Annotated in this window: 16 protein-coding genes; 7 read left to right on the forward strand and 9 right to left on the reverse strand. The window is 67.5% G+C overall.

Annotation, left to right across the window (positions count from 1 at the left end; genetic code table 11):
* Positions 1-55 precede the first annotated feature (55 nt).
* Positions 56-1849 (reverse strand): cytochrome c biogenesis protein DipZ, encoded by a 1794-nt coding sequence (locus tag ABNX08_RS22090; protein ID WP_022537826.1) that lies wholly within the window; start codon positions 1847-1849, stop codon positions 56-58.
* A 228-nt stretch (positions 1850-2077) separates the two neighbouring features.
* On the opposite strand from ABNX08_RS22090, the gene ABNX08_RS22095 reads away from it, so the two are divergent.
* The 3 genes from ABNX08_RS22095 (at position 2078) to ABNX08_RS22105 (ending at position 4718) form a co-directional block, all read left to right on the forward strand.
* A complete protein-coding gene (locus ABNX08_RS22095) occupies positions 2078-2821 on the forward strand; it encodes a response regulator (protein ID WP_022537827.1) in 744 nt (247 codons plus the stop codon).
* Positions 2818-4119, forward strand: a complete 1302-nt coding sequence (locus ABNX08_RS22100; RefSeq protein WP_022537828.1) for a HAMP domain-containing sensor histidine kinase — start codon at positions 2818-2820, stop codon at positions 4117-4119. The genes ABNX08_RS22095 and ABNX08_RS22100 overlap by 4 nt, the downstream gene beginning before the upstream one ends.
* A gap of 263 nt (positions 4120-4382) precedes the next feature.
* Positions 4383-4718 (forward strand): hypothetical protein, encoded by a 336-nt coding sequence (locus tag ABNX08_RS22105; protein ID WP_022537829.1) that lies wholly within the window; start codon positions 4383-4385, stop codon positions 4716-4718.
* A gap of 90 nt (positions 4719-4808) precedes the next feature.
* On the opposite strand, the gene ABNX08_RS22110 is transcribed toward ABNX08_RS22105, so the two are convergent.
* The 4 genes from ABNX08_RS22110 to ABNX08_RS22125 all read right to left on the reverse strand — a co-directional run bounded on the left by ABNX08_RS22110 (position 4809) and on the right by ABNX08_RS22125 (position 9759).
* The gene (locus tag ABNX08_RS22110) at positions 4809-6569 is read right to left on the reverse strand and encodes an FAD-dependent oxidoreductase (RefSeq protein ID WP_022537830.1); all 1761 of its coding nucleotides are present in this window, start codon (positions 6567-6569) and stop codon (positions 4809-4811) included.
* Between the two features lie 162 nt (positions 6570-6731).
* On the reverse strand, positions 6732-7934 hold the full coding sequence (locus ABNX08_RS22115; protein WP_022537831.1) for an MFS transporter: 1203 nt from the start codon (positions 7932-7934) through the stop codon (positions 6732-6734).
* 294 nt (positions 7935-8228) lie between these two features.
* Entirely contained in the window at positions 8229-9086 is an 858-nt protein-coding gene (locus ABNX08_RS22120; protein WP_349608641.1) for an adenylate/guanylate cyclase domain-containing protein, read from the reverse strand.
* Between the two features lie 307 nt (positions 9087-9393).
* Positions 9394-9759 carry a glyoxalase superfamily protein gene (locus tag ABNX08_RS22125; RefSeq protein ID WP_022537833.1) on the reverse strand — a complete coding sequence of 122 codons (366 nt, stop codon included), beginning with the start codon at positions 9757-9759 and terminating at the stop codon, positions 9394-9396.
* A 162-nt stretch (positions 9760-9921) separates the two neighbouring features.
* Here ABNX08_RS22125 and ABNX08_RS22130 point away from each other — a divergent pair, with 162 nt between their 5' ends.
* A complete protein-coding gene (locus ABNX08_RS22130; RefSeq protein ID WP_022537834.1) occupies positions 9922-10884 on the forward strand; it encodes an aliphatic sulfonate ABC transporter substrate-binding protein in 963 nt (320 codons plus the stop codon).
* Positions 10885-10894: 10 nt separating this feature from the next.
* On the opposite strand, the gene ABNX08_RS22135 is transcribed toward ABNX08_RS22130, so the two are convergent.
* Positions 10895-11824 (reverse strand): LysR family transcriptional regulator, encoded by a 930-nt coding sequence (locus tag ABNX08_RS22135; RefSeq protein ID WP_022537835.1) that lies wholly within the window; start codon positions 11822-11824, stop codon positions 10895-10897.
* Between the two features lie 73 nt (positions 11825-11897).
* Entirely contained in the window at positions 11898-13379 is a 1482-nt protein-coding gene (locus tag ABNX08_RS22140) for an amidase family protein (RefSeq protein WP_022537836.1), read from the reverse strand.
* A gap of 153 nt (positions 13380-13532) precedes the next feature.
* Between ABNX08_RS22140 and ABNX08_RS22145 the strand changes: the two genes are divergently transcribed.
* Positions 13533-14441 (forward strand): LysR substrate-binding domain-containing protein, encoded by a 909-nt coding sequence (locus ABNX08_RS22145; protein WP_349608644.1) that lies wholly within the window; start codon positions 13533-13535, stop codon positions 14439-14441.
* 3 nt (positions 14442-14444) lie between these two features.
* Here the strand turns inward: ABNX08_RS22145 and ABNX08_RS22150 are convergent, their stop codons facing one another.
* On the reverse strand, positions 14445-15890 hold the full coding sequence (locus tag ABNX08_RS22150; protein ID WP_041681950.1) for a D-aminoacylase: 1446 nt from the start codon (positions 15888-15890) through the stop codon (positions 14445-14447).
* A 17-nt stretch (positions 15891-15907) separates the two neighbouring features.
* Entirely contained in the window at positions 15908-16882 is a 975-nt protein-coding gene (locus tag ABNX08_RS22155; protein WP_022537839.1) for a tripartite tricarboxylate transporter substrate binding protein, read from the reverse strand.
* A 349-nt stretch (positions 16883-17231) separates the two neighbouring features.
* On the opposite strand from ABNX08_RS22155, the gene ABNX08_RS22160 reads away from it, so the two are divergent.
* Both ABNX08_RS22160 and ABNX08_RS22165 read left to right on the forward strand, forming a co-directional pair.
* Entirely contained in the window at positions 17232-18161 is a 930-nt protein-coding gene (locus ABNX08_RS22160) for an MBL fold metallo-hydrolase (RefSeq protein WP_349608646.1), read from the forward strand.
* A gap of 273 nt (positions 18162-18434) precedes the next feature.
* On the forward strand, positions 18435-18896 hold the full coding sequence (locus ABNX08_RS22165) for a tripartite tricarboxylate transporter TctB family protein (RefSeq protein ID WP_022537841.1): 462 nt from the start codon (positions 18435-18437) through the stop codon (positions 18894-18896).
* Positions 18897-18900: the final 4 nt, after the last annotated feature.

Below are 18900 nucleotides of genomic sequence, written 5' to 3' on the forward strand. Positions count from 1 at the left end.
CACACTGCGATACAAAGCGGGCACCGCGAAGGCAGTGCCCGCCTCATTTTTTTTCCTAGCCGAAGGTGAAGGCATAAGCCTGGGCACCGGGATCCAGGAAGCGGATCTCGAAAGTGTGTTCTCCGACCTCGCCGGCCTGGCGTACCAGCTGGTAGAGCCGCGTCTGCGTGACCGCGCCGTTGCCGGCCGCATCGATGTCGGCGCCGTGGCTGGCGCCCGGGGGCTTGCCGTCGATGGTGACCACGAAGCGCACCGCCCGGCCGTCGGCCGCCGGTCCCAGCACCAGGTGCAGGTCGCGCGCGTGGAAGCGATAGGCGATGCTGCCATCGGCACGATTGAGCGTGGCCTGCTCGACGCCGACCGTCCACTGCCCGGACAGGCCCCACTGGTTGAGGCGAAGCCTGGCAACGGTGTACTGGCTCGGCGCGTCCTGCCGAATGCCGCCCGGCGAGGCGAAATTGGACGCCTGCGTATAGCCGAGATAGGTCTCGTTCGAGCGCAGGTTCGACAGGTCCGGTGCCGCTAGCGCGCCACCCGCCTCGGGAACGACCACATCGCGCGCCACCGACCGGTTGCCCGCTTCCGCCAGCAGCGACTGGATCACGCGCTCGGACTTGGCATAGTCGCCCTCGCCGAACTGGTGGTGGCGGATATTGCCGCTGGCGTCGACAAAGTAGGCGGCCGGCCAGTAGCTGTTATGGAACGCGCGCCAGATGCGGTAATCGCTGTCCACGGCCACCGGGAAGCCGATGCGGAAGTTGGCGATCGCGCGGCGCACGTTTTCCGGGCTCTTCTCGAAGGCGAACTCGGGCGTGTGCACGCCAACCACCGTCAGGCCCTGATCCTTGTACTTCTCCGCCCAGGCGCGCAGGTAGGGCAGGGTGCGGATGCAGTTGATGCAGGAGTAGGTCCAGAAGTAGACCAGCGTGACCTTGCCGTGCAGCTGCTCGCGCGACAGCGGCGGGGAGTTGAACCATTGCACGGCTCCGTCGAGCGCAGGCAGGCGGCCTTCCACGGGCAACGGGCCCGGGAAACCCGCCTGGGTGTCATTGGCGGCCAGCAAGATGCCGCCGCCACCGCTGGCGGCGTTGGTGGCTTGCGGCGCGGGCTGTTGTTCCTTGCGCAGCCCGTCGACCAGCGCCTGCTCGATGCCGGTCGGCCCGCTGAACGGAAAGTGCACCAGCAGGCTGGTGTCGGCACCACTGCCGATGAGGACCACGCCGCCCAGCACGCCCGCCCCCAAGCCGCGGCGCAGCCATTCGCTTGCACCCATCGACCGCTTCATCGCCGCAAAGACGCGGTTGCCCAGGCCCAGCGCCGCCGCCAGCGAGGTGGCCGCGCCGGCCGCATAGGCCGCCAGCGCCACCGATGTCGACACGCTGGCACCTTCAAGGGCGGTGCCCGTCAGGACCAGACCGAGGATCGGGCCGGCGCAGGGCGCCCACAGCATGCCGGTGGCGATGCCAAGCACCAGCGAACCCCACGGCGAAGCCTGGGCTGACGCAGCGGCGTTGGCCGGACCGTTGTTGGCCAGCCGGTTGCCCAGCGCCACCACAGGCCGTGCGAGGATATCCGCCAGTTTCGGCCAGAGCAGGGACAGCCCGAACACGCCCAGCAGCACCAGGGCAGCAAGGCGCCCGGCTTCGTTGGCACGCACGGCCCACGCGCCGCCAGCGGACGCCAGCGTGGCCACCCCGGCAAAGGTCAGGGCCATGCCGGCCAGCATCGGCAGCCTGCCGCGCAGGAACGGCTGGCCGGTGCGGCTCAGCACAAAAGGCAGGACGGGCAGGATGCACGGGCTCAGGATAGTCAGTACACCCCCGAGGTAGGCGAGGATCAGCAGGGCCATGATCGAGGTCCTTTCGCAATGGTTTGGCTTGCCATCGATCAGACACCGCCGGCGTCGCTGCAATGTGTCGCCATCGGCGGATAATGTGTACGATTGTTGAGGCGCCGCCGCCTGATACATTGCGGTACAAGAAAAATCGCGCCTGTTGCGCCTCATCGCCTCCCCCCATGCGCCCCACCGCATGGCGATGCGGACGGGCCGTTCCTATTCAGCGCAAAGAGGACATCGATGGATTCCCATGTCGACCATATCCTGATCGTCGATGACGACCGGGAGATCCGTGAACTGGTTTCGGCCTACCTCACCAGGAACGGCCTGCGCACGACCGTCGTGCCGGATGGCCGGCACATGCGCGCGTTCCTGGAGACCAATGCCGTCGACCTGATCGTGCTCGACCTGATGCTGCCCGGCGATGACGGCCTGGTGCTGTGCCGGGAACTGCGCGCCGGCAAGCACAAGGCCACCCCAGTGCTGATGCTGACCGCGCGCGACGACGAGACGGATCGCATCGTTGGCCTGGAAATGGGCGCCGACGATTACCTGGCCAAGCCGTTCGCGGCGCGCGAGCTGCTGGCCCGCATCAAGGCCGTGCTGCGCCGCACCAGGATGCTGCCGCCCAACCTGCAGATCAGCGTGGCCGGGCAGGTGCTCGCGTTCGGCGACTGGCAACTGGATACCACCGCGCGCCAGCTGGTCGACCGCGAAGGCACCATCGTCGCGCTCAGCGGCGCGGAGTACCGGCTGCTGCGCGTCTTTGTCGACCATCCCCAGCGCGTGCTCAACCGCGACCAGCTGCTCAGCCTGACGCAGGGCCGCGAGGCGGAGATGTTCGAGCGCTCGGTTGACCTGCTGGTCAGCCGCCTGCGCCAGCGCCTCAATGACGATGCGCGCGAGCCCAGTTATATCAAGACCGTGCGCAGCGAGGGCTATGTGTTCGCCATGCCCGTGGAGATCAAGGAGGCACGGGAGTGAGTGCGCGGCACTGGCCCTGGCCGCGCACGCTGGGATCGCGCCTGTTCCTGATCCTGCTGGCAGGCCTGATCGTCGCCCATGGGCTGTCCTTCGGGGTGCTGTTCGCGGAACGCTACATCACTGCGCGCAGGGTGATGCTCGGCACGCTGGAAAACGACGTGTCCACCTCGCTCGCGATCCTGGACCGCGTGCCTGCCGCCGAGCGCCCGCAGTGGTTGCCGCGCGTGAACCGTGGCGCTTATCAGTACATGCTGGGTCCGGGTATGCCGGGCGTGCCCCAGATGACGCCGCAGGCCAAGGAGATTGCCGACCGGATCATGGAGGCGAGCGGCGGCCGCTTTGCGGTCCGGGTGGAATCGATCCCCGGTCAGGGCAAGCGCATGCAGGCACACCTGACGCTCAGCGACGGCAGCCCGCTGACCATCGACGTGCACCCGCGCCCGACGCCGATCGCGCAGTGGCTGCCTTATGTGCTGGTGCTCCAGTTGCTGCTGCTGGTGCTGTGCTGCTGGTTCGCTGTGCGGCTGTCGATCCGCCCGCTGGTGGCGCTGGCCGATGCCGCCGACGCGCTCAACCCGAATGCGAAGACGGCGCCGCTTGCCGAGACCGGTCCCACCGAACTGGTGCGCGCGGCACACGCATTCAATGCCATGCGTGAGCGCATCGCCGGGTTTGTCGAGGAACGCGTACGGCTGCTGGCGGCGATCTCCCACGACCTGCAGACGCCGATCACGCGCATGAAGCTGCGCGCCGAGATGGCGGAAGACTCCGACGACAAGCGCAAGATGGCGCAAGACCTGGCCGAGATCGAAGCGCTGGTGCGGGAAGGGCTGGCGTATGCGCGCACCACCCATGGCGATGGCGAAAAGGCGTCGCGGCTCGACCTCGGCTCGTTTGTCGAAAGCCTGGCATTTGACTACCAGGACACCGGCAAGGCGGTGACGGTGCTGCAGAACATCGGCGGAACCGTCGTGACGCGCCCCAATGCCTTGCGGCGGATCCTGACCAACCTGGTCGACAACGCCATCAAGTTCGGCGGGGCGGCGGAGCTGAGCGTGCGCCGCGAGGGCGATGCCGTGGTCATCGAGGTACTCGACCGCGGCGCCGGCATCCCGGAAGACCAGCTCGAAGCCGTGCTGCAGCCGTTTGTGCGGCTGGAGGGTTCGCGCAACCGGGAAACCGGTGGTACCGGGCTCGGGCTGGCGATCGCCCAGCAGCTTGCGGTGGCCATCGGCGGCTCGCTCAGGCTGCGCAATCGTGAAGGCGGCGGCCTGGTGGCGGAAGTCAGGCTGGGCTGACTGGCCATCCCGCAGCCGCTTCCGAGGGGGAAGGGAAGTGCATCATGCGCGTCACCTGCGCACTCGCTGGCCGCCCGTCCTCCGCAGATTTGTACGCTTCTGTATCAAGACCCCACAACGATACGCACATGCACAGTAACGGCCATAACTCGCTACTGGCGCGATACATCGGTCTCCTTAAATACGTTCCGTAGCCAGCCGGCGCATCGCAAACCAGCGATCCGGGGCTGCACCAGCCACCGCAAACTTTAAGGAAGCCGATCATGACCACCACCAACATCGCCAAGCGTTTTGTGTTCGCCGTTGCCCTGGTTGCCGCCGCTGCCGGCGCGCAGGCCGCCGGAATCTCCAGCGCCCGCGACCCGTTCACCGACGGTGCCCGTTCGGTCCACTCGGAGCGCAGCACATTTACCGATGGCGCGCGGGCTGTCGATCCCTACACCGACGGTGCGCGCAACGTGGACCCGTTCACCGACGGCGCACGCAACGTGGATCCGTTCACCGACGGCGCCCGCACGCTGGCCGGCATGGATCGCACGGGGGTCTCGGCGGATCCGGCGCGCCATGTCGATCCCTATCTCGACGGCGCCTACGCCTGATGCACCGGACTGCGGAACACAAGGAGCGTGACCAGCATCTCGTCCGGGCCCGGGACATGCGCGCGCTTCTTCACACCGCAGATTTTTTTGCTAGCTCAGCCCTCGCCCCGCGGGTGCGTCCACCAGACCCCGGGCAATAAAGCGGTGAATCTGCGCCACCACGGCCGCGCCTTCGCCCACCGCCGACGCGACACGCTTGGTGGATCCGGAGCGAACGTCGCCGATGGCGAAGACACCCTCCACGCTCGTCTGCAAGGGCAGTGTCTGCAAGGGCGCATCGGCCACGTCGGTGCCGGTCAGGACGAAGCCCTTGCTGTCCAGCGACACGCCGCAGTTCCTGAGCCAGTTGGTATTCGGCTCGGCGCCGATGAATACGAACAGGTGATGTGTCGTCAGGCTGCCTTCCATGCCGCCGGCACCGCGATAGCGCACGCGTTCGAGACGCGCATCCCCCTCCAGCGCGGTCAGTTCCACCCGTGTATGCAGCGTCACGTTCGGCAGCGCGCCGATCCGTTCGATCAGGTAGTGCGACATGCTGTGCGCCAGGCTCGCCCCGCGGATAAACATGTGCACATGCTCGGCATGCGCGGCCAGGAAGACCACCGCCTGCCCCGCCGAGTTGCCGCCGCCGACCAGCAGCACCGGTTCCTTGCGGCATAGCCGCGCCTCGATCGGCGTCGCCCAGTAATAGACGCCGCAGCGTTCGAAACGCGCCAGCCCGTCCACGGCAGGACGCCGGTACTCGGCGCCGCTGGCGACGACCACGGTGCGCGCAAGGATGCGGCGGGCATCGGCAAGCTCCACCACCAGCGGCTGCCTGTCGCAATACATCGCCTTGACTTCGCACGGGATGCCGATATGCGCACCGAACTTCTGCGCCTGCACGAACGCGCGGCCCGCCAGTGCCTGCCCCGTGATGCCCGTGGGAAAGCCCAGGTAGTTCTCGATGCGCGCACTGGTGCCGGCCTGGCCGCCGGGCGCGCGGCAGTCGAATACCACGACCGACAGCCCTTCGGACGCCGCGTAGACGGCCGTCGCCAGCCCCGCCGGGCCGGCGCCGACGATCGCCACATCGTAGACGTGCGTCGGATCAAACTCCGGGATCAGTCCCAGGCACGACGCGAGCTGTCCCACATCGGGGTTGCGCAGCACGGTGCCGTTCGGGCAAATAACGAGCGGGAAGTCATCGGGCTGTGGCGTCACGCGTTCGAGGAAGGCGATGGCTTCCGCGTCCTGCTCCGCATCGAGCACCATGTTTGGAAATGCATTGCGGCGCAGGAAGTCCTGCAACGCGACCAGTCGCCCATCGCCGGGGGCGCCGACCAGGACGGCACCCCGGCCGCGTTCGATGGCCAGCACACGCCTGAGGATCAGGGCGCGCATGATCTTCTCGCCAAGATCGGCTTCGCTGATCACCAGGGCGCTGAGCGCATCCGGCCGCAGCAGCACCGCCTCGACGTCTTCGACGACGTGCGCGTCGACGATCGCTGGCTTGTTCGACAGCTGGGTGATATCCGAGGTGAACTCGCCGCGCTGGGTATAGGTGTGGACAATGTGGTGACCCATGCCCTCGCGAATGACGATCCGCACTTTGCCCGACAGCAGCAGGAACATGCCCGGGCAGAGGCTGCCGGATTGATAGAGGAATTCACCCCTGGTGTAGTGGCACTGGCTGCCGAAGCGGCGCACGCGGTCGATTTCGGTCTCGGTGAGGACCGGGAACATCTGGAAGTAGCGCGGATGTTCGCGCACGCTCGGGTCTTCGACCAGCGCGCTGTCGTCGATACCGCTCGCATCCACGGCTGGCTCAGGGGTGAGCTTGCCGCCGCCCGGGCTTGACTCGTTGCTCATCGCCGATTCTCCTCGGCGCCAATTGGGGTGAATCGGCGCCGCTATCGCGTAGTCACCGGTGTCCACGGAAATGACTGTGCGCTGTGGCCGCCTGATAAAACGAGAGTATTCAAGTTGAGGCGGCCAGCCAAGTAGTCTTGCATTCGCGCTTTGGCGTCGCCGCTAGCCCGAACGTGCCTGCTGGCGCAGGTCGTGGGTCCGCCCGGACAGGTAGGGCAGGTTCGCCGACACGAAGACCGCCAGCAGCAACGCCCCGGCACTCCATGCCACGGCAGGAAGCCACGGCAGCAGGCTCGCCAGCATGGCGGTCTTGATGGCGCCTGACGACACCATGGCAATGCGCATGAAAGCGGCGACCGCCAGCACGGCAAATACGAGTCCGGTGAACATCCCTTCGCGGCCGACGTAGCCGGCGTCGAGCGCCGCATTGGCCGCCGAGGCGAACATGATGCCCCACAGGCCGCCGGCGAGACATTGCACCGCGAGGACGGCCTCGAGCGAGGTGGCCGCGGCGAAACCGAACAACGAAAGCGCGCCGAGGCTCGCGGCGGCCAGCAGCAGCACATAGGCCGGATAGCGCCGCAGCACCGGCGCCCCGGGCAGCAGCACGCACAGCGCAAAGCCGATCCAGAACGCCGGCATCACGCGCACGAGCCCGGCAGCGGGAACGAAGCGCAGGTAGGCCGGTGCGGAGTTGACGGTGGTGTGGACCTGGAATCCGAGGGCGAGCAGCCAGACCGCGGCAAAGAGCAGCCAGATGCGCTTGAGCGCCACGCCGGCTGCCGGGGCGGGCGCCGCGTCGGCGTCATGGCGCGCCGCGGCGGGCTCGCTCCATTGCAGCGCGACCACGGCCAGCACCAGCGCCGCGCTGGCTGCGATGAACGGCAGCAGGGGTGAGACCTCCCGCAGTCGCGCTGTCAGCAGCGGCGCCACGGCCCCGGCAAGGCCGATGCCGAGCAGCGAAGATCCCACCAGGAACGACGACGCGGTCGCTTGCATGCGCCGGGCAATGATCACCATGGGCGGCGCGCGCAATGCGGACGAGGTGGCCGCCCAGACCGCGGTCAGGCCCAGCAGCAGCCAGGGCGACGTGACCCGGGGCAGCAGCACGAAGGCCAGGGCAGAAACCACGGACAGCGCCAGGATCCAGCCTCCCAGCCTGCGCATGGCGTTGGCGACACGGTCGGCCGCGATGCCCAGCGCGCAGTCCATGGCGACAAAGATCACCTGGTCCATCAGCAGGATCCAGGCGACGTGCGCGCGCGCGATGCCTGCCTGCGCGGCCAGCTGCGGCAGGAAGGCCACGTAGAGGGTCCACGTCACCGCCAGCAGGAACTGCACGGAGCAGAAGATCAATGCGCGCATGCCGCCCACCCTGCCTGGAATAGCCAACTGGTTTGTTCTTATGCCCGGCGCAGGCGTGCCGCGCGCCGGAGCTTCCAGTTGCAAGGATAGGGCAGCGCCTGCAGTGTGGGTGACGCGCCGCGCGGGGCGCGCAGTCGCGGCGCTGCGGCACGGCGTCAAAGGCAAGCGGCACGGGCTACGGACCAGCCGTGGGGCTGGATCGATCTGGCTGCTGCTTCCCTGGCTTGCAAACGTCGCCTGGATCGTAGGATGCGGCGTCGGGCACGGCACTCCTGGCGGCGCCGCCGGCGGGCATCAGCCCACAAAGAACTCAATTCCCTCCTGCGCGTATTCGTTCGGCTGGCCAAACGTTATCCAGCCATGGCCCCTGAGCGTGATTTCGTCACGACGCAGGATCAGCGCCTCTTCGCCATCGATCCTGACGTGGGTGCCATTGGAACTCCTGTCGATCAGCACGAAGCGGCCGCCGCGAGGCTCGACCGTGGCCTGGAATCTCGATACCTGCCGATCCGTGACCACGACGCTCATGGTGGTGTCGCGGCCGATGGTCAGCGGCGCCGAGGCGGAGTCCATTTCGAAGTGGGCGCCCCGATACCGCAGCGAAAGCAACACGGAGCGGCGCAATGCCTGATCCAGCGGGGCCACCACGGTCATATCGATGTTCTGCTGCCAGAGCGCCTCGTACAGTTCGATCATCTGGTTCTTGCCCCGCACTTGGATCGGATACAAGTGGCGTGTCATCTGGCGCAGGCTGGCGGACAGCTGCTCCACGGCGTTCTTGCTGGTGATGATCTGGCCGCGCGACGCGAGTTTGACCAGGCGGGCGGCAAGGTTGACCGTGTCGCCGAACACATCGCCGGATTCGTCCGACAGGATCGGCCCATGGTGGAAGCCGATATGGATCGCCAGGGGCGTTCCGGCGACCGGAGGAAGCCCGGCGACACCCTCCTGCATGCCGAGTGCGGCCTGCATCGCGTTCTCCGCGGCAGGGAACAGCACCATGATCTCGTCGCCGATCGTCTTGACGACCCGGCCTTGCACGTCCGCGGAGCGCGCTTTCATCAGCGCGAGGCACTGGCGGATTGCGCCGAGCGCAACCGTATCCCCGGCTGTCTCATAGAGCCTCGTGCTGTCGCAGATATCCGCGAACATCACCGATCCGTCAGACGCGTCTCGTAGGGATTCTGGGTCCTTGTGCATCACCGGCCGTTCCGTCTGTACCCGGCGGGCCGATCCCGCCTGCTGGAAGCGTGGTCCCCCTGGTGCCGTGACGAATGATGCTCGCACACCATGCACTCGCGTCGGTTGGGGGCCATGTCGGGCGCGCCCGGCAAACTCGGGGGCGCTCCGTTTGCATGATAGAACCTCGTTCCACTAGCGGCGGTCCGCGCTCGACGCTGCAGGAGCGAGCGTGTGAATGAAACGCTGGAGCTGGTCGCGTACCGCGTCGAATGACGGCTTAATCCGGGGCGAGCTCGCAAAAGCGCAGTCGATTTCCGAAGGGATCCGCCACTTGCAGCTGCCGCCCCCAGCCGAGCGCCTCAACGCCAGGCCTGGCGTACGGATATGGCTTGGCGGCCAGCTCGCGATGCAGCGCATCGATATCCTGCACTGGCACGAACACCGTCGACCCCGGCGTGGCATCGCCATGGTGTTCGCTCAGGTGCAGCGTCAGGCCGCTGCGCCTGACCTGCGCATACAACGGAAACCCCTCTTCAAACCGGTGCTCCCAGTCGAGGGTGAAACCGAGGTAGTCGAGATAGAACTCCTTGGCCTTGTCAACGGAGAAGATCCGGAGGATGGGGATGGCGGCGGAGAGGTGCATGGTGTTCCGTGCGAAGGCGGGGGAGCGGATGTCGCGATGATACCCGCGGATTTGTCGCGAGGTGACGCCGCGCGCATAAGCATCCGCGACAATCTTCGTTGGCTTCATCGCCGCGCCTGACTATGCTGGCGCTCCGTCCCAGATTTCCCGGAGCCCAGTGCCATGACCCCGACCCACAACCCGCGCCGCCGCCTGTTGCTGCAAGCCGCCGCCGCAGCCTGCGCGTTGCCCGGCGTGTCCTGGGGACAAGGCCAGCCCGTGCTGCGCATCGGCTTCCAGAAGTCTTCCACGCTGATGATCCTGCTGAAGTCGCGGCAGACGCTGGAGAAGCCGCTCGCGCCCAAAGGGGTTGCGGTGCAGTGGTATGAGTTCACCTCGGGGCTGCCGCTGCTGGAAGCGCTGAACCTGGGCAACCTCGACCTGAGCGCCGACGTGGCCGATGCCGTGCCGCCGTTCGCGCTGGCCGCGGGTGCCGAGCTTACCTATTACGCCAGCGAGACACCGTCGCCGCAGGCGCAGGCCATTGTCGTGCGCGGCGATTCCCGCATCCGCGAGGTAGCGCAGCTCAAGGGCCAGCGGGTGGCCTTTGCCAAGGGTGCCGGCGCGCACTACCTCATGCTGGAGGCACTGGCGCGCGCGGGTTTGTCGATCCGCGATATCGAGCCGGTGTACCTGAGCCCGGCCGATGCGCGCGCCGCCTTCGAGCGCGGCAGCGTGGCCGCGTGGGCGATCTGGGATCCGTTCCTGGCCGCGGTGCAGCGCCAGGCCAATGCGCGCGTGCTGCGCGACGGCGAGGGGCTGGCCAGCTATCGCCGCTTCTACCTCGCCGCCACGCCCTTTGCACGCGCACACGCGGAGGTGCTCAACGTGGCCTTCGACGCGCTGCGCGAGGCCGGCGAGTGGGTCAAGCAGAATCCCGCCGAGGCGGCACGCTGGCATGCGCCGCTGATCGGGCTGGACGCGGCCACGGTCGAGGCCGCGAACGCGCGGCGCAGCTATGCGGTGCGCACGGTCGACGCCGCTGCGCTGGCCGAACAGCAGCGCATTGCCGATGCCTTCACCGCGCAGCAGATCCTGCCGCGCAAGGTGGCGATCCCGGCGTCGCCGGTGTGGCGCAAGGCGTGAGGGAAGCCGGCTAGGTCGCCGCATCCCCCTGTGCCAGTGCCGCGATCAGGTCCATCAGCCACATCAGGCCGGCATCGCTGTCCCGCGCAGCCGTCCAGACCGACATCACGGTGAAGTCCGGCATCGGCACCGGGGAGGGCGCATCGCGCAGGCCCGCGCTGTTGCACCATTGGTCGGCGAGCACCGCCGGCACCGTCGCCAGCGCGGGGGCTCCCCTGAGGATGGCCGGCACGCTGGCGAAGCGTGCGCTGCTGTAGCGAACGTCCCGTGCCTGGCCCCGTTCCGCCAGCCAGGCGTCGGCCGCGCTGTCGAAGGCGCCGCGATAGGACACCAGCACATGGGGAAACCGCAGGTAGTCGCGCAGCGACAGGCCCTGGCCGGCGCGTAGCGGCGCCGCGCCATAGACACAGCGAAAGCCCATGGTCCGCAGTGCGCGCTCGCGCCGCCATGCCGGCCCCTTGGCGAAGGGGCCGATGCCGAGGTCCATCTCGTTGCGCTCCAGCATGTCCGTGCCACGGAACGGGTCGGTCGGCACGATGGCCAGCCGCACGCGCGGGGCCAGCGCATCGAGCCGCGTCAGTAATGCTGGCGCAAGCCACAGTTCCACCCAATCGGGCATGCCCACGACAAAAGTCCGGTCGGACGTCGGCGGGTCGAATTCACGCCGTTCGAGGAGGGCGGCCTCGATGTCCCCGAGTGCCGGCATCAGCCGCCGCTCGAGTTCCAGGGCGCGTTCGGTCGGCTCCATGCCGCGCGCGGTCCTGACCAGCAGTGGATCGTCGAACAGCTCCCGCAGCCGCGCCAGCGCGCCGCTGACGGCCGGCTGCCCCAGGTGCAGGTGCGCCGCCGCGCGCGAGACGCTGCGCTCGCGCAGCAGCACGGCCAGCGTGACCAGCAGGTTCAGGTCGACGCCGCGAAAATGGCTTTCCTTGATGCTCACCTTGGCTACCTTCCGTCGGATTTTGCGGCACTGAACTATCGCGCGATGCCTGCGGCAAGGCAAGCCGTCCTCGTCATCGCAGCGCCGGCGTACTGGCGGGCGGGCGGCGGTGCCGGGTCAGTTGCTCGAAGGCCGACGCCAGGGGCAGCAGCACGGCATCGCTGCCTGCCCGGCCCAGCCACGACACGCCAGCGGGAACGCCGGCCGACGTGAATCCCATCGGCACGCTGACCTCGGGAAAGCCGGCAGCGCTTGCCATATGCATCGCCGCCAGGGGCTGCTCGGCGCGGCAGTGGTAGGTGGCATCGGCCATGTCGAAGCGCGGCGATCCAGGGCATGCCAGCGTGGGGAACAGCAGCGCCTCCACGCCGTCGGCACGGAAGATATCGTCGAGCAGGGCGCCGAAGTGGCTTGCCGCCACACCATCGCCTTGCGGCGGCAGGTCTTGCGTCTCGTACGCTTGCCTTAGCGCGGCAAGGGTAAGCGGGTTCACAGGATGGCAGCCATCCGTTGCGGCCATGCGCGCAAGCAACGCAGACGTATTGGCCGGCACGCCGGCAGGCAACTGCCCCAGCCAGGCGTCGAGCCCGCGCACCCATTCAGCGCGGGCGATATCGCCCAGCAGGTCGGCGTAGAGCGTGCGCGCGCCGGCCGGCAGGCGCACGGGTATGGTCTCGGCGCCCGCCGCACGCATGGTCTCGGTCGCCGCCAGGAAGAGCTGATCGATCTCGTCGTTGCCGCCCGCGAAGTTGGCCACGATGCCCAGCCTGCGGCCGCGCAACGACGCTGCCATCTCGCTGAAACCTGCGCCGGGCACCAGCGCGTCCAAAACGATGGCCGCATCGGCCGCACTGCGCGCCACCGGACCCACGGTATCGAACGATGCCGCCAGCGGCAGCACGCCTTCCGCCTCCAGCAACCCATGGGTCGGCCGCATGCCGGCCAACGCATGCACGCAGGCCGGACCGCGCACGGAACCGAATGAGTCGGTGCCGAGTCCGAAGGCCGCGAAGTTGGCCGCCACCGCCGCGCCGGTGCCGCTGCTGGAACCGCTGGCATTACGCGACAGGCGATAGGGATTGCGCGTCAGGCCGTTGGCGGAGCTGTAGCCGAAGCGGCCGTTGGAGGCGGCCAGCTCCGACATATTGGCCTTGGCCAGCACGATGGCGCCGGCTTCGCGCAGGCGCGCCACGCACGGCGCGTCCGCGTTCGGATAAGCCTCGCGCAACGCCGCACACCCGGCAGTGGTCGGCATGCCGACGGTATCGATATTGTCCTTGACCACCATGGGAATGCCATGCAGCGGCCCGCGCGGACCGCTTGCGCGCAGTTCCTGGTCCAGCGCACGCGCCTCGTGCAAGGCGGCGGGATTGACGCAACTGATCGCGTTGATCAGCGGGCCGGACTTGTCGAAGGCGGCGATACGGGCGAGGTAGCAGTCGACCAGGCCGGCCGCGGAAATGGTGCCGGCGCGCATGGCATCGGCGAGTTCCCGGAGGGAGGCTTCGAACGGGTCGAAGCCGTCAGTCGGGGCAGCAGAAGAATTGGATGTCATCGGCGATCGTTCGGTATGCATGCAGTATTGGCCCGCCGGTGCGCGCAGGCAATGGATGTTTTATCCGTCCAGCTTTCCATCCCGGAATGAATGCACGACAATGCCGGCACGCGCCCCCGCAACCGGAGTCGGCTTCCCGCCACGCCTACCGACATGAAAAGTACCAACGGCCGCCACCTGCCCGCGCTGGCAAACCTGATTGCATTCGAGACCACGGCGCGCACGGGCAGCGTCACCGGCGCGGCCGAGGAGCTGTGCCTGACGCAAAGCGCGGTCAGCAAACAGATCACCGAGCTGGAATCCTTCCTCGGTGAGCGCATGCTGAACCGCCGCAAAGGCGCCGTGGCGACGACGCCTGCCGGCGAGGAATACCTCAAGAGCGTGCGCAAGGCCCTGGCCATGCTGGAGGAAGCCACGATGGAGGTGCAGTCGGGGCGCGCCTCGGGCGGGCGCCTGAACGTGTCGGTGCCTGTGTCGCTGGGCAATATCTGGCTGTTGCCGCGCATGCTCAGGTTCGCGCGCGAACAGCCGCATATCCAGCTCAACGTCACCACCAAGGTAGGCCCCGTCGACCTCGAAAGCACCGGGCTCGATGCGGCCATCATGTATTGCGCGGGGCCGCCGCCGCGCCATTTCAGCCTGAAGGTCATGCCGCTGGTACTGTATCCGGTGTGCGCCCCTGAGCTGCTGCCGGCCGGCGCTACGCTGGCCAGGGCGGTGAAGCGTCTGCCCTTGCTGCACCAGAACGCCGCGCTGGAAGCGTGGCCCGCCTATCTCGGGCAGACCGGCATCAAGCTCGCGCACCCGGATGACGGCTCGCGCTATGGCCTGCTGACCATGGGTTTGCAGGCTGCCCTCGGCGGCATGGGCCTGGCGCTGCTGCCGGAGTACGTTGCCGGCGACGACATCAGGGCGGGCCGGCTGCTGCGCCTGTCCGACGAGCCCTACGTCTCGCCCAAGGCCTACTACTTCATCTGCCGCGAGGACAAGCGCGACAGCCCCGCGATGCAGACCTTCATCGCGTGGCTGCTGGAGCAGAGCGCCGACGCAAACCGGCGCTAGGCGCTACGGCTGTGCCTTCACCAGGGTGGAGGTGACGAAGCGTCCGGGACGGCTGCTGGCCGGTTGCCCGTCGCGAAGGGTCGCCTGCCCGGCGACGAACACATGCCGCACACCGACGGAGGGCTGCTGCGGATCGTCGAAGGTGGCGCGATCCTGGATCGTCGCCGGATCGAAGACGGTGATGTCCGCGACATGGCCCGTCCTGAGCTCCCCGCGCCGCTCCAGCCCGAAGCGCTGTGCCGGCAAGCCGGTCATCTTGTGGACCGCGCGCTCCAGCGGGAACAGCCCCAGGTCGCGCGAGTACAAGCCGAGCACGCGCGGGAACGTTCCCCACAGCCGCGGGTGCGGCGTTTCGTCGGAAGGGATGCCGTCGGAGCCGACCATCGTGTCGGGATAGGACAGGATGTCGCGCACGTCGGTCTCGTCCATGATGAAGTACACGGCACCGCCCGGCACCAGCGCCTGTGCGACTTCATGGCGTGAGCGGCCCCATTCCCGCGCGAGGTCTTCGAGGTAGCGCCCGGCGGCTTCAGGGTGCGGGGCCGACCAGGTGATCAGGATGCGGTCGCACTGATGCACGCGCTCGGGCCGCAGCATGGTCGACGACGCCGCATACGGATAGCAGTCCAGGCACAGCGGCATGGTTTCGGCCAGCCCGCGCACCTGCGCCAGCGTGTGGCGGCTGCGGCCGTGGTTCTGCTTGCCCACCAGCTTGTGGTGCGAGATCACCGTCGATACCCCCAGTGCCTTGCCGATGCGCGCGGTCTCGTCGATCGACGCGCCGATGTTGTCGCTTTCATCGCGCATATGGGAGACCAGCACGCCGCCGAGCCGCTTCATCGGCTCGCACATGCGCACGATCTCATCCTCGGGCGCCGCGGCCGATGGCGGATAGAACGTGCCGGTGGACACTCCGATTGCCCCCTGGCGCAGCGCTTCCTCGACGTCTTGCCGCATGCCTTCGATCTCCGCATCGCTGGCGGGCAGGCCAAGCTGGCGCATATGCCTGGCGCGCAGCGTGGACTGGCCTACCAGCACCGCGACATTGACCGCGGCCGGCTGCGCCACGAACGATTCACGGTAGGCCCGCACGGAATCGAAGCGGTAGCCGCCGCGCATGATGTCGAGCGGGGCGGGCGGGATGCTGTCGGTCACCAGCGGAAACAGGCTGATGCCGCAGTTGCCGGCGATGATGGTGGTGACGCCCTGCGTGACCTTGGGCAGCATCTCCGGGGACTGGAACACCATCCAGTCGTCATGCGTGTGGGTGTCGATAAAGCCCGGCGCCACGATCAGGCCGGCGGCATCGACTTCGGTGTCCGCCCGCGCTGCCGCGAGGTTGCCGATCGCGGCGATCTCGCCGTCCACCACACCAATGTCGGCGGCGCGACGCGGCGCGCCGGTGCCGTCGATGAGGTCGCCGTTGCGGATGATCAGGTCATAGTGCATTTGCATGGCGTGCTCCCTCAATCGACCCTGGCGCCGCTCTTGCGCACCAGCTCGCCGAACTTGACGGTCTCCGTCGCGATCAGTTGCTGGAAGTCGTGGGCAGTGCCGCCCAGCGGATCGAACGAGAGCTTGTCCAGGTGCGCCCGGAAAGCCGGATCCTTGATGACGGCGTTGACTTCGCGGTTCAGGCGCTCGATGACCTCGGCAGGCGTGCCCGGCGCGGCCACCAGTCCCGCCCACGCGGTCAGCTCGTAGCCCTTCAGGCCGGCCTCCGCCATGGTCGGCAGGTCCGGGAAGTGCGGCGAGCGCTTGCTCGACGTCACCGCCAGCGCGCGCACGCGGTTGGAAACCACGTAGGGCCCGATCGACGGCACGTTGTCGAACATCAACTGCACGTTGTTGCCGACGAGATCCTGCAGCGCCGGAATGCTGCCCTTGTAGGGCACGTGGGCGATGTTCAGGTTGGCCATGACCTTGAACAGCTCGCCGCCCAGGTGGCTGGTGGTGCCGTTGCCGGCCGAGCCCATCGACAGCTTGCCCGGGTTGGCGCGCGCGTAGGCCACCAGTTCCTGCGTGGTCCTGACCGGCAGCGATGGGTTGACGGCAAGGATATTGAAGGTCGTGACCAGGCCGACGATGGGCACCAGCTTGTCGGGGTCGTAGGGCAGCTTGCTGTAAAGGAAACGGTTGGTCGACAGCGTCGCGTTGTTGCCGTAGCCGATGGTGTAGCCGTCCGCCGGCGCGGCCAGCAGCGCCTGCATGCCGATATTGCCGCCCGCGCCGGGCCGGTTTTCGACGATCACGGCCTGGCCTAGCCGCTTCGACAACGCGTCGCCGAACAGGCGCGCAACGATGTCCGGTGCGCCGCCCGGCGCGGTGGGTACGATCAGGCGCACCGGCTTCTCCGGCCACGCTGCCTGCGCCGTCGCCGGCGCCCACAGCAGCGCGCCGAAGATCCCCGCGGCCAGGACTTGTATTGCTGACTTCCTCATGCTGACTCCCCTCGTCATCGTGGTGTAACTGTGGAATTGAGTATCAGCGACGGCCCGGCGCCGGCCTAGTGAAGTTTTATGCTCGGATAGTTTCCGTGGCGGAATGAATGCCGCGCGGGCCACACGCCGCGCGGTCCCGGAGTGCGGTATCGCCGGCGGCGATGCCGGCGATCATTCCAATCGATTTGTGCGAGTCCGCTTCGGCCACCAGAATCCTCACAACACGCGACAGCCTGTCGTTCGCGGTTCTTTCGAGGCAAGCACAATGAACACTCACCATTCCCCGTTAAAGCCTTCCCTGTGGCGACGTGCACTGCTGGTTGGTACCTTGCTCTGGTCGGTGATTGCCATGCCGGTCCATGCCGCGGCGCCGCAGGTCGGGACCCAGGCGCCCGGCTACTACCGGATGAAGCTCGGCAAGTTCGAGATCACGGCGCTGTCAGACGGTACCGTCAACGTGCCGATCGGCAAGCTGCTCAAGCATGCGTCGCACGAGCACATTGCGTCGCTGCAGGCGCGCAGCTACCAGTCCACCGAGCCCGAGACCTCGATCAACGCTTTCCTGATCAACACCGGCCAGCAGCTGGTGCTGGTCGATACCGGCGCGGGCAGCCTGTTCGGTCCCGGCGTCGGCGGCAAGCTGCCGGACAATATCCGCGCGGCCGGCTACCAGCCGCAGCAGATCGATGCGGTGCTGCTGACGCATATACACGTCGACCACTCCGGTGGGTTGGCCGTCGACGGCAATGCCGTGTTCCCGAACGCCGTGGTCTACGTCGACCGCCGCGATGCCGATTTCTGGCTGAACCCCGTCAATGCCGCGAAGGCGGCATCAGGCCAGCGGCATAACTTCGCGCAATCGGAGGCGGTATTCGCGCCCTACCTGAAGGCCGGCAAGGTCCGGCCCTTCGACGGCGAGCAGGAGCTGTTCCCCGGCATCCGTCCGGTGCGCATGCCGGGCCATACCCCGGGTCACGCGTTCTATGAGATCAGCAGCGAGGGACAGCGCCTGCAACTGTGGGGCGACACCATCCATGCGCAGCAGGTGCAGTTTCCGGAGCCGGGCGTCGCGATCGATTTCGATGTCGATGCCACCGCCGCGGTGAAGATGCGCAAGCGGGCCATGGCTGACGCCGCGGCCAAGGGCTATTGGGTGGGCGCGGCGCATATCTCGTTCCCGGGCCTCGGGCATGTTCGGCGCCAGGGCAAGGGCTACGCATGGGTGCCGGCCGAGTACAGCATGGGACGAGAAAAGGCGGCGGCGGGCGCGTCGCACTGACACCCGAGCCTGGCGCAGCGAATCGAGTGGACGGCGACGATGACTGCAGGATGACAGCGCAGGCCTTCATGTATGCATACAACTGCCAAGTCTCGCCGCTCACGTGACGCAAGGATCCTGACGCACCGGCGAATTTGTAGGGAATAACCCTTGCCTTCATAAAAATATATCACAACATGATGTATTGTTCGGGACTCCCGAAACAGACGCGACAGCGCTGGCGACTGCCCCACGCCGGCAGCGCCCGCTGCGCGCGCCACAAGGAGCCCCCGCATGCGCATACGCAAGCAAACCGATCTTCTCTCCGGCCTGATGTTCGTCATGGTCGGCCTCAGCTTTTCATTCGTCGCCCGTGGCTATTCCATGGGCACCGCCGCAAAGATGGGCCCGGGCTATTTCCCATTCTGGCTCGGCATCGTGCTGGCGCTGCTTGGCGCCGTGGTGGCGCTGGGTTCGATGTCGCGTGAAGGCGATGCGGACCGGATGGCCCGCTGGGACATCAAGACACTCTTGTGGATCCTCGGATCGGTGGTGCTGTTCGGCCTGCTGCTCAAGCCGCTCGGCATGGTGTTGTCGGTGCTGGCGCTGGTGCTGGTGTCGTCGATGGCCAGCCATGAGTTCACCTGGAAGGGCGCCATGCTCAATGCCGCGATCCTGGTGCTGATCAGCACGGTGGCGTTCGTGTACGGCATCAACCTGCAGATGCCGGTCTGGCCTGCGATCCTCACCAACTAGGAGA

The organism is Cupriavidus sp. DF5525, assembly GCF_040149425.2.
Taxonomy (GTDB): Bacteria; Pseudomonadota; Gammaproteobacteria; order Burkholderiales; family Burkholderiaceae; genus Cupriavidus; species Cupriavidus pickettii_A.

Bases quoted from the DNA above. Each gene is read 5' to 3' on its own strand.
- ABNX08_RS22090 (WP_022537826.1), bottom strand. From the start codon at position 1,849: ATGGCCCTGCTGATCCTCGCCTACCTCGGGGGTGTACTGACTATCCTG.
- ABNX08_RS22095 (WP_022537827.1), top strand. From the start codon at position 2,078: ATGGATTCCCATGTCGACCATATCCTGATCGTCGATGACGACCGGGAG.
- ABNX08_RS22105 (WP_022537829.1), top strand. From the start codon at position 4,383: ATGACCACCACCAACATCGCCAAGCGTTTTGTGTTCGCCGTTGCCCTG.
- ABNX08_RS22110 (WP_022537830.1), bottom strand. From the start codon at position 6,569: ATGAGCAACGAGTCAAGCCCGGGCGGCGGCAAGCTCACCCCTGAGCCA.
- ABNX08_RS22115 (WP_022537831.1), bottom strand. From the start codon at position 7,934: ATGCGCGCATTGATCTTCTGCTCCGTGCAGTTCCTGCTGGCGGTGACG.
- ABNX08_RS22120 (WP_349608641.1), bottom strand. From the start codon at position 9,086: ATGTTCGCGGATATCTGCGACAGCACGAGGCTCTATGAGACAGCCGGG.
- ABNX08_RS22125 (WP_022537833.1), bottom strand. From the start codon at position 9,759: ATGCACCTCTCCGCCGCCATCCCCATCCTCCGGATCTTCTCCGTTGAC.
- ABNX08_RS22130 (WP_022537834.1), top strand. From the start codon at position 9,922: ATGACCCCGACCCACAACCCGCGCCGCCGCCTGTTGCTGCAAGCCGCC.
- ABNX08_RS22140 (WP_022537836.1), bottom strand. From the start codon at position 13,379: ATGACATCCAATTCTTCTGCTGCCCCGACTGACGGCTTCGACCCGTTC.
- ABNX08_RS22145 (WP_349608644.1), top strand. From the start codon at position 13,533: ATGAAAAGTACCAACGGCCGCCACCTGCCCGCGCTGGCAAACCTGATT.
- ABNX08_RS22150 (WP_041681950.1), bottom strand. From the start codon at position 15,890: ATGCACTATGACCTGATCATCCGCAACGGCGACCTCATCGACGGCACC.
- ABNX08_RS22155 (WP_022537839.1), bottom strand. From the start codon at position 16,882: ATGAGGAAGTCAGCAATACAAGTCCTGGCCGCGGGGATCTTCGGCGCG.
- ABNX08_RS22160 (WP_349608646.1), top strand. From the start codon at position 17,232: ATGCCGGTCCATGCCGCGGCGCCGCAGGTCGGGACCCAGGCGCCCGGC.
- ABNX08_RS22165 (WP_022537841.1), top strand. From the start codon at position 18,435: ATGCGCATACGCAAGCAAACCGATCTTCTCTCCGGCCTGATGTTCGTC.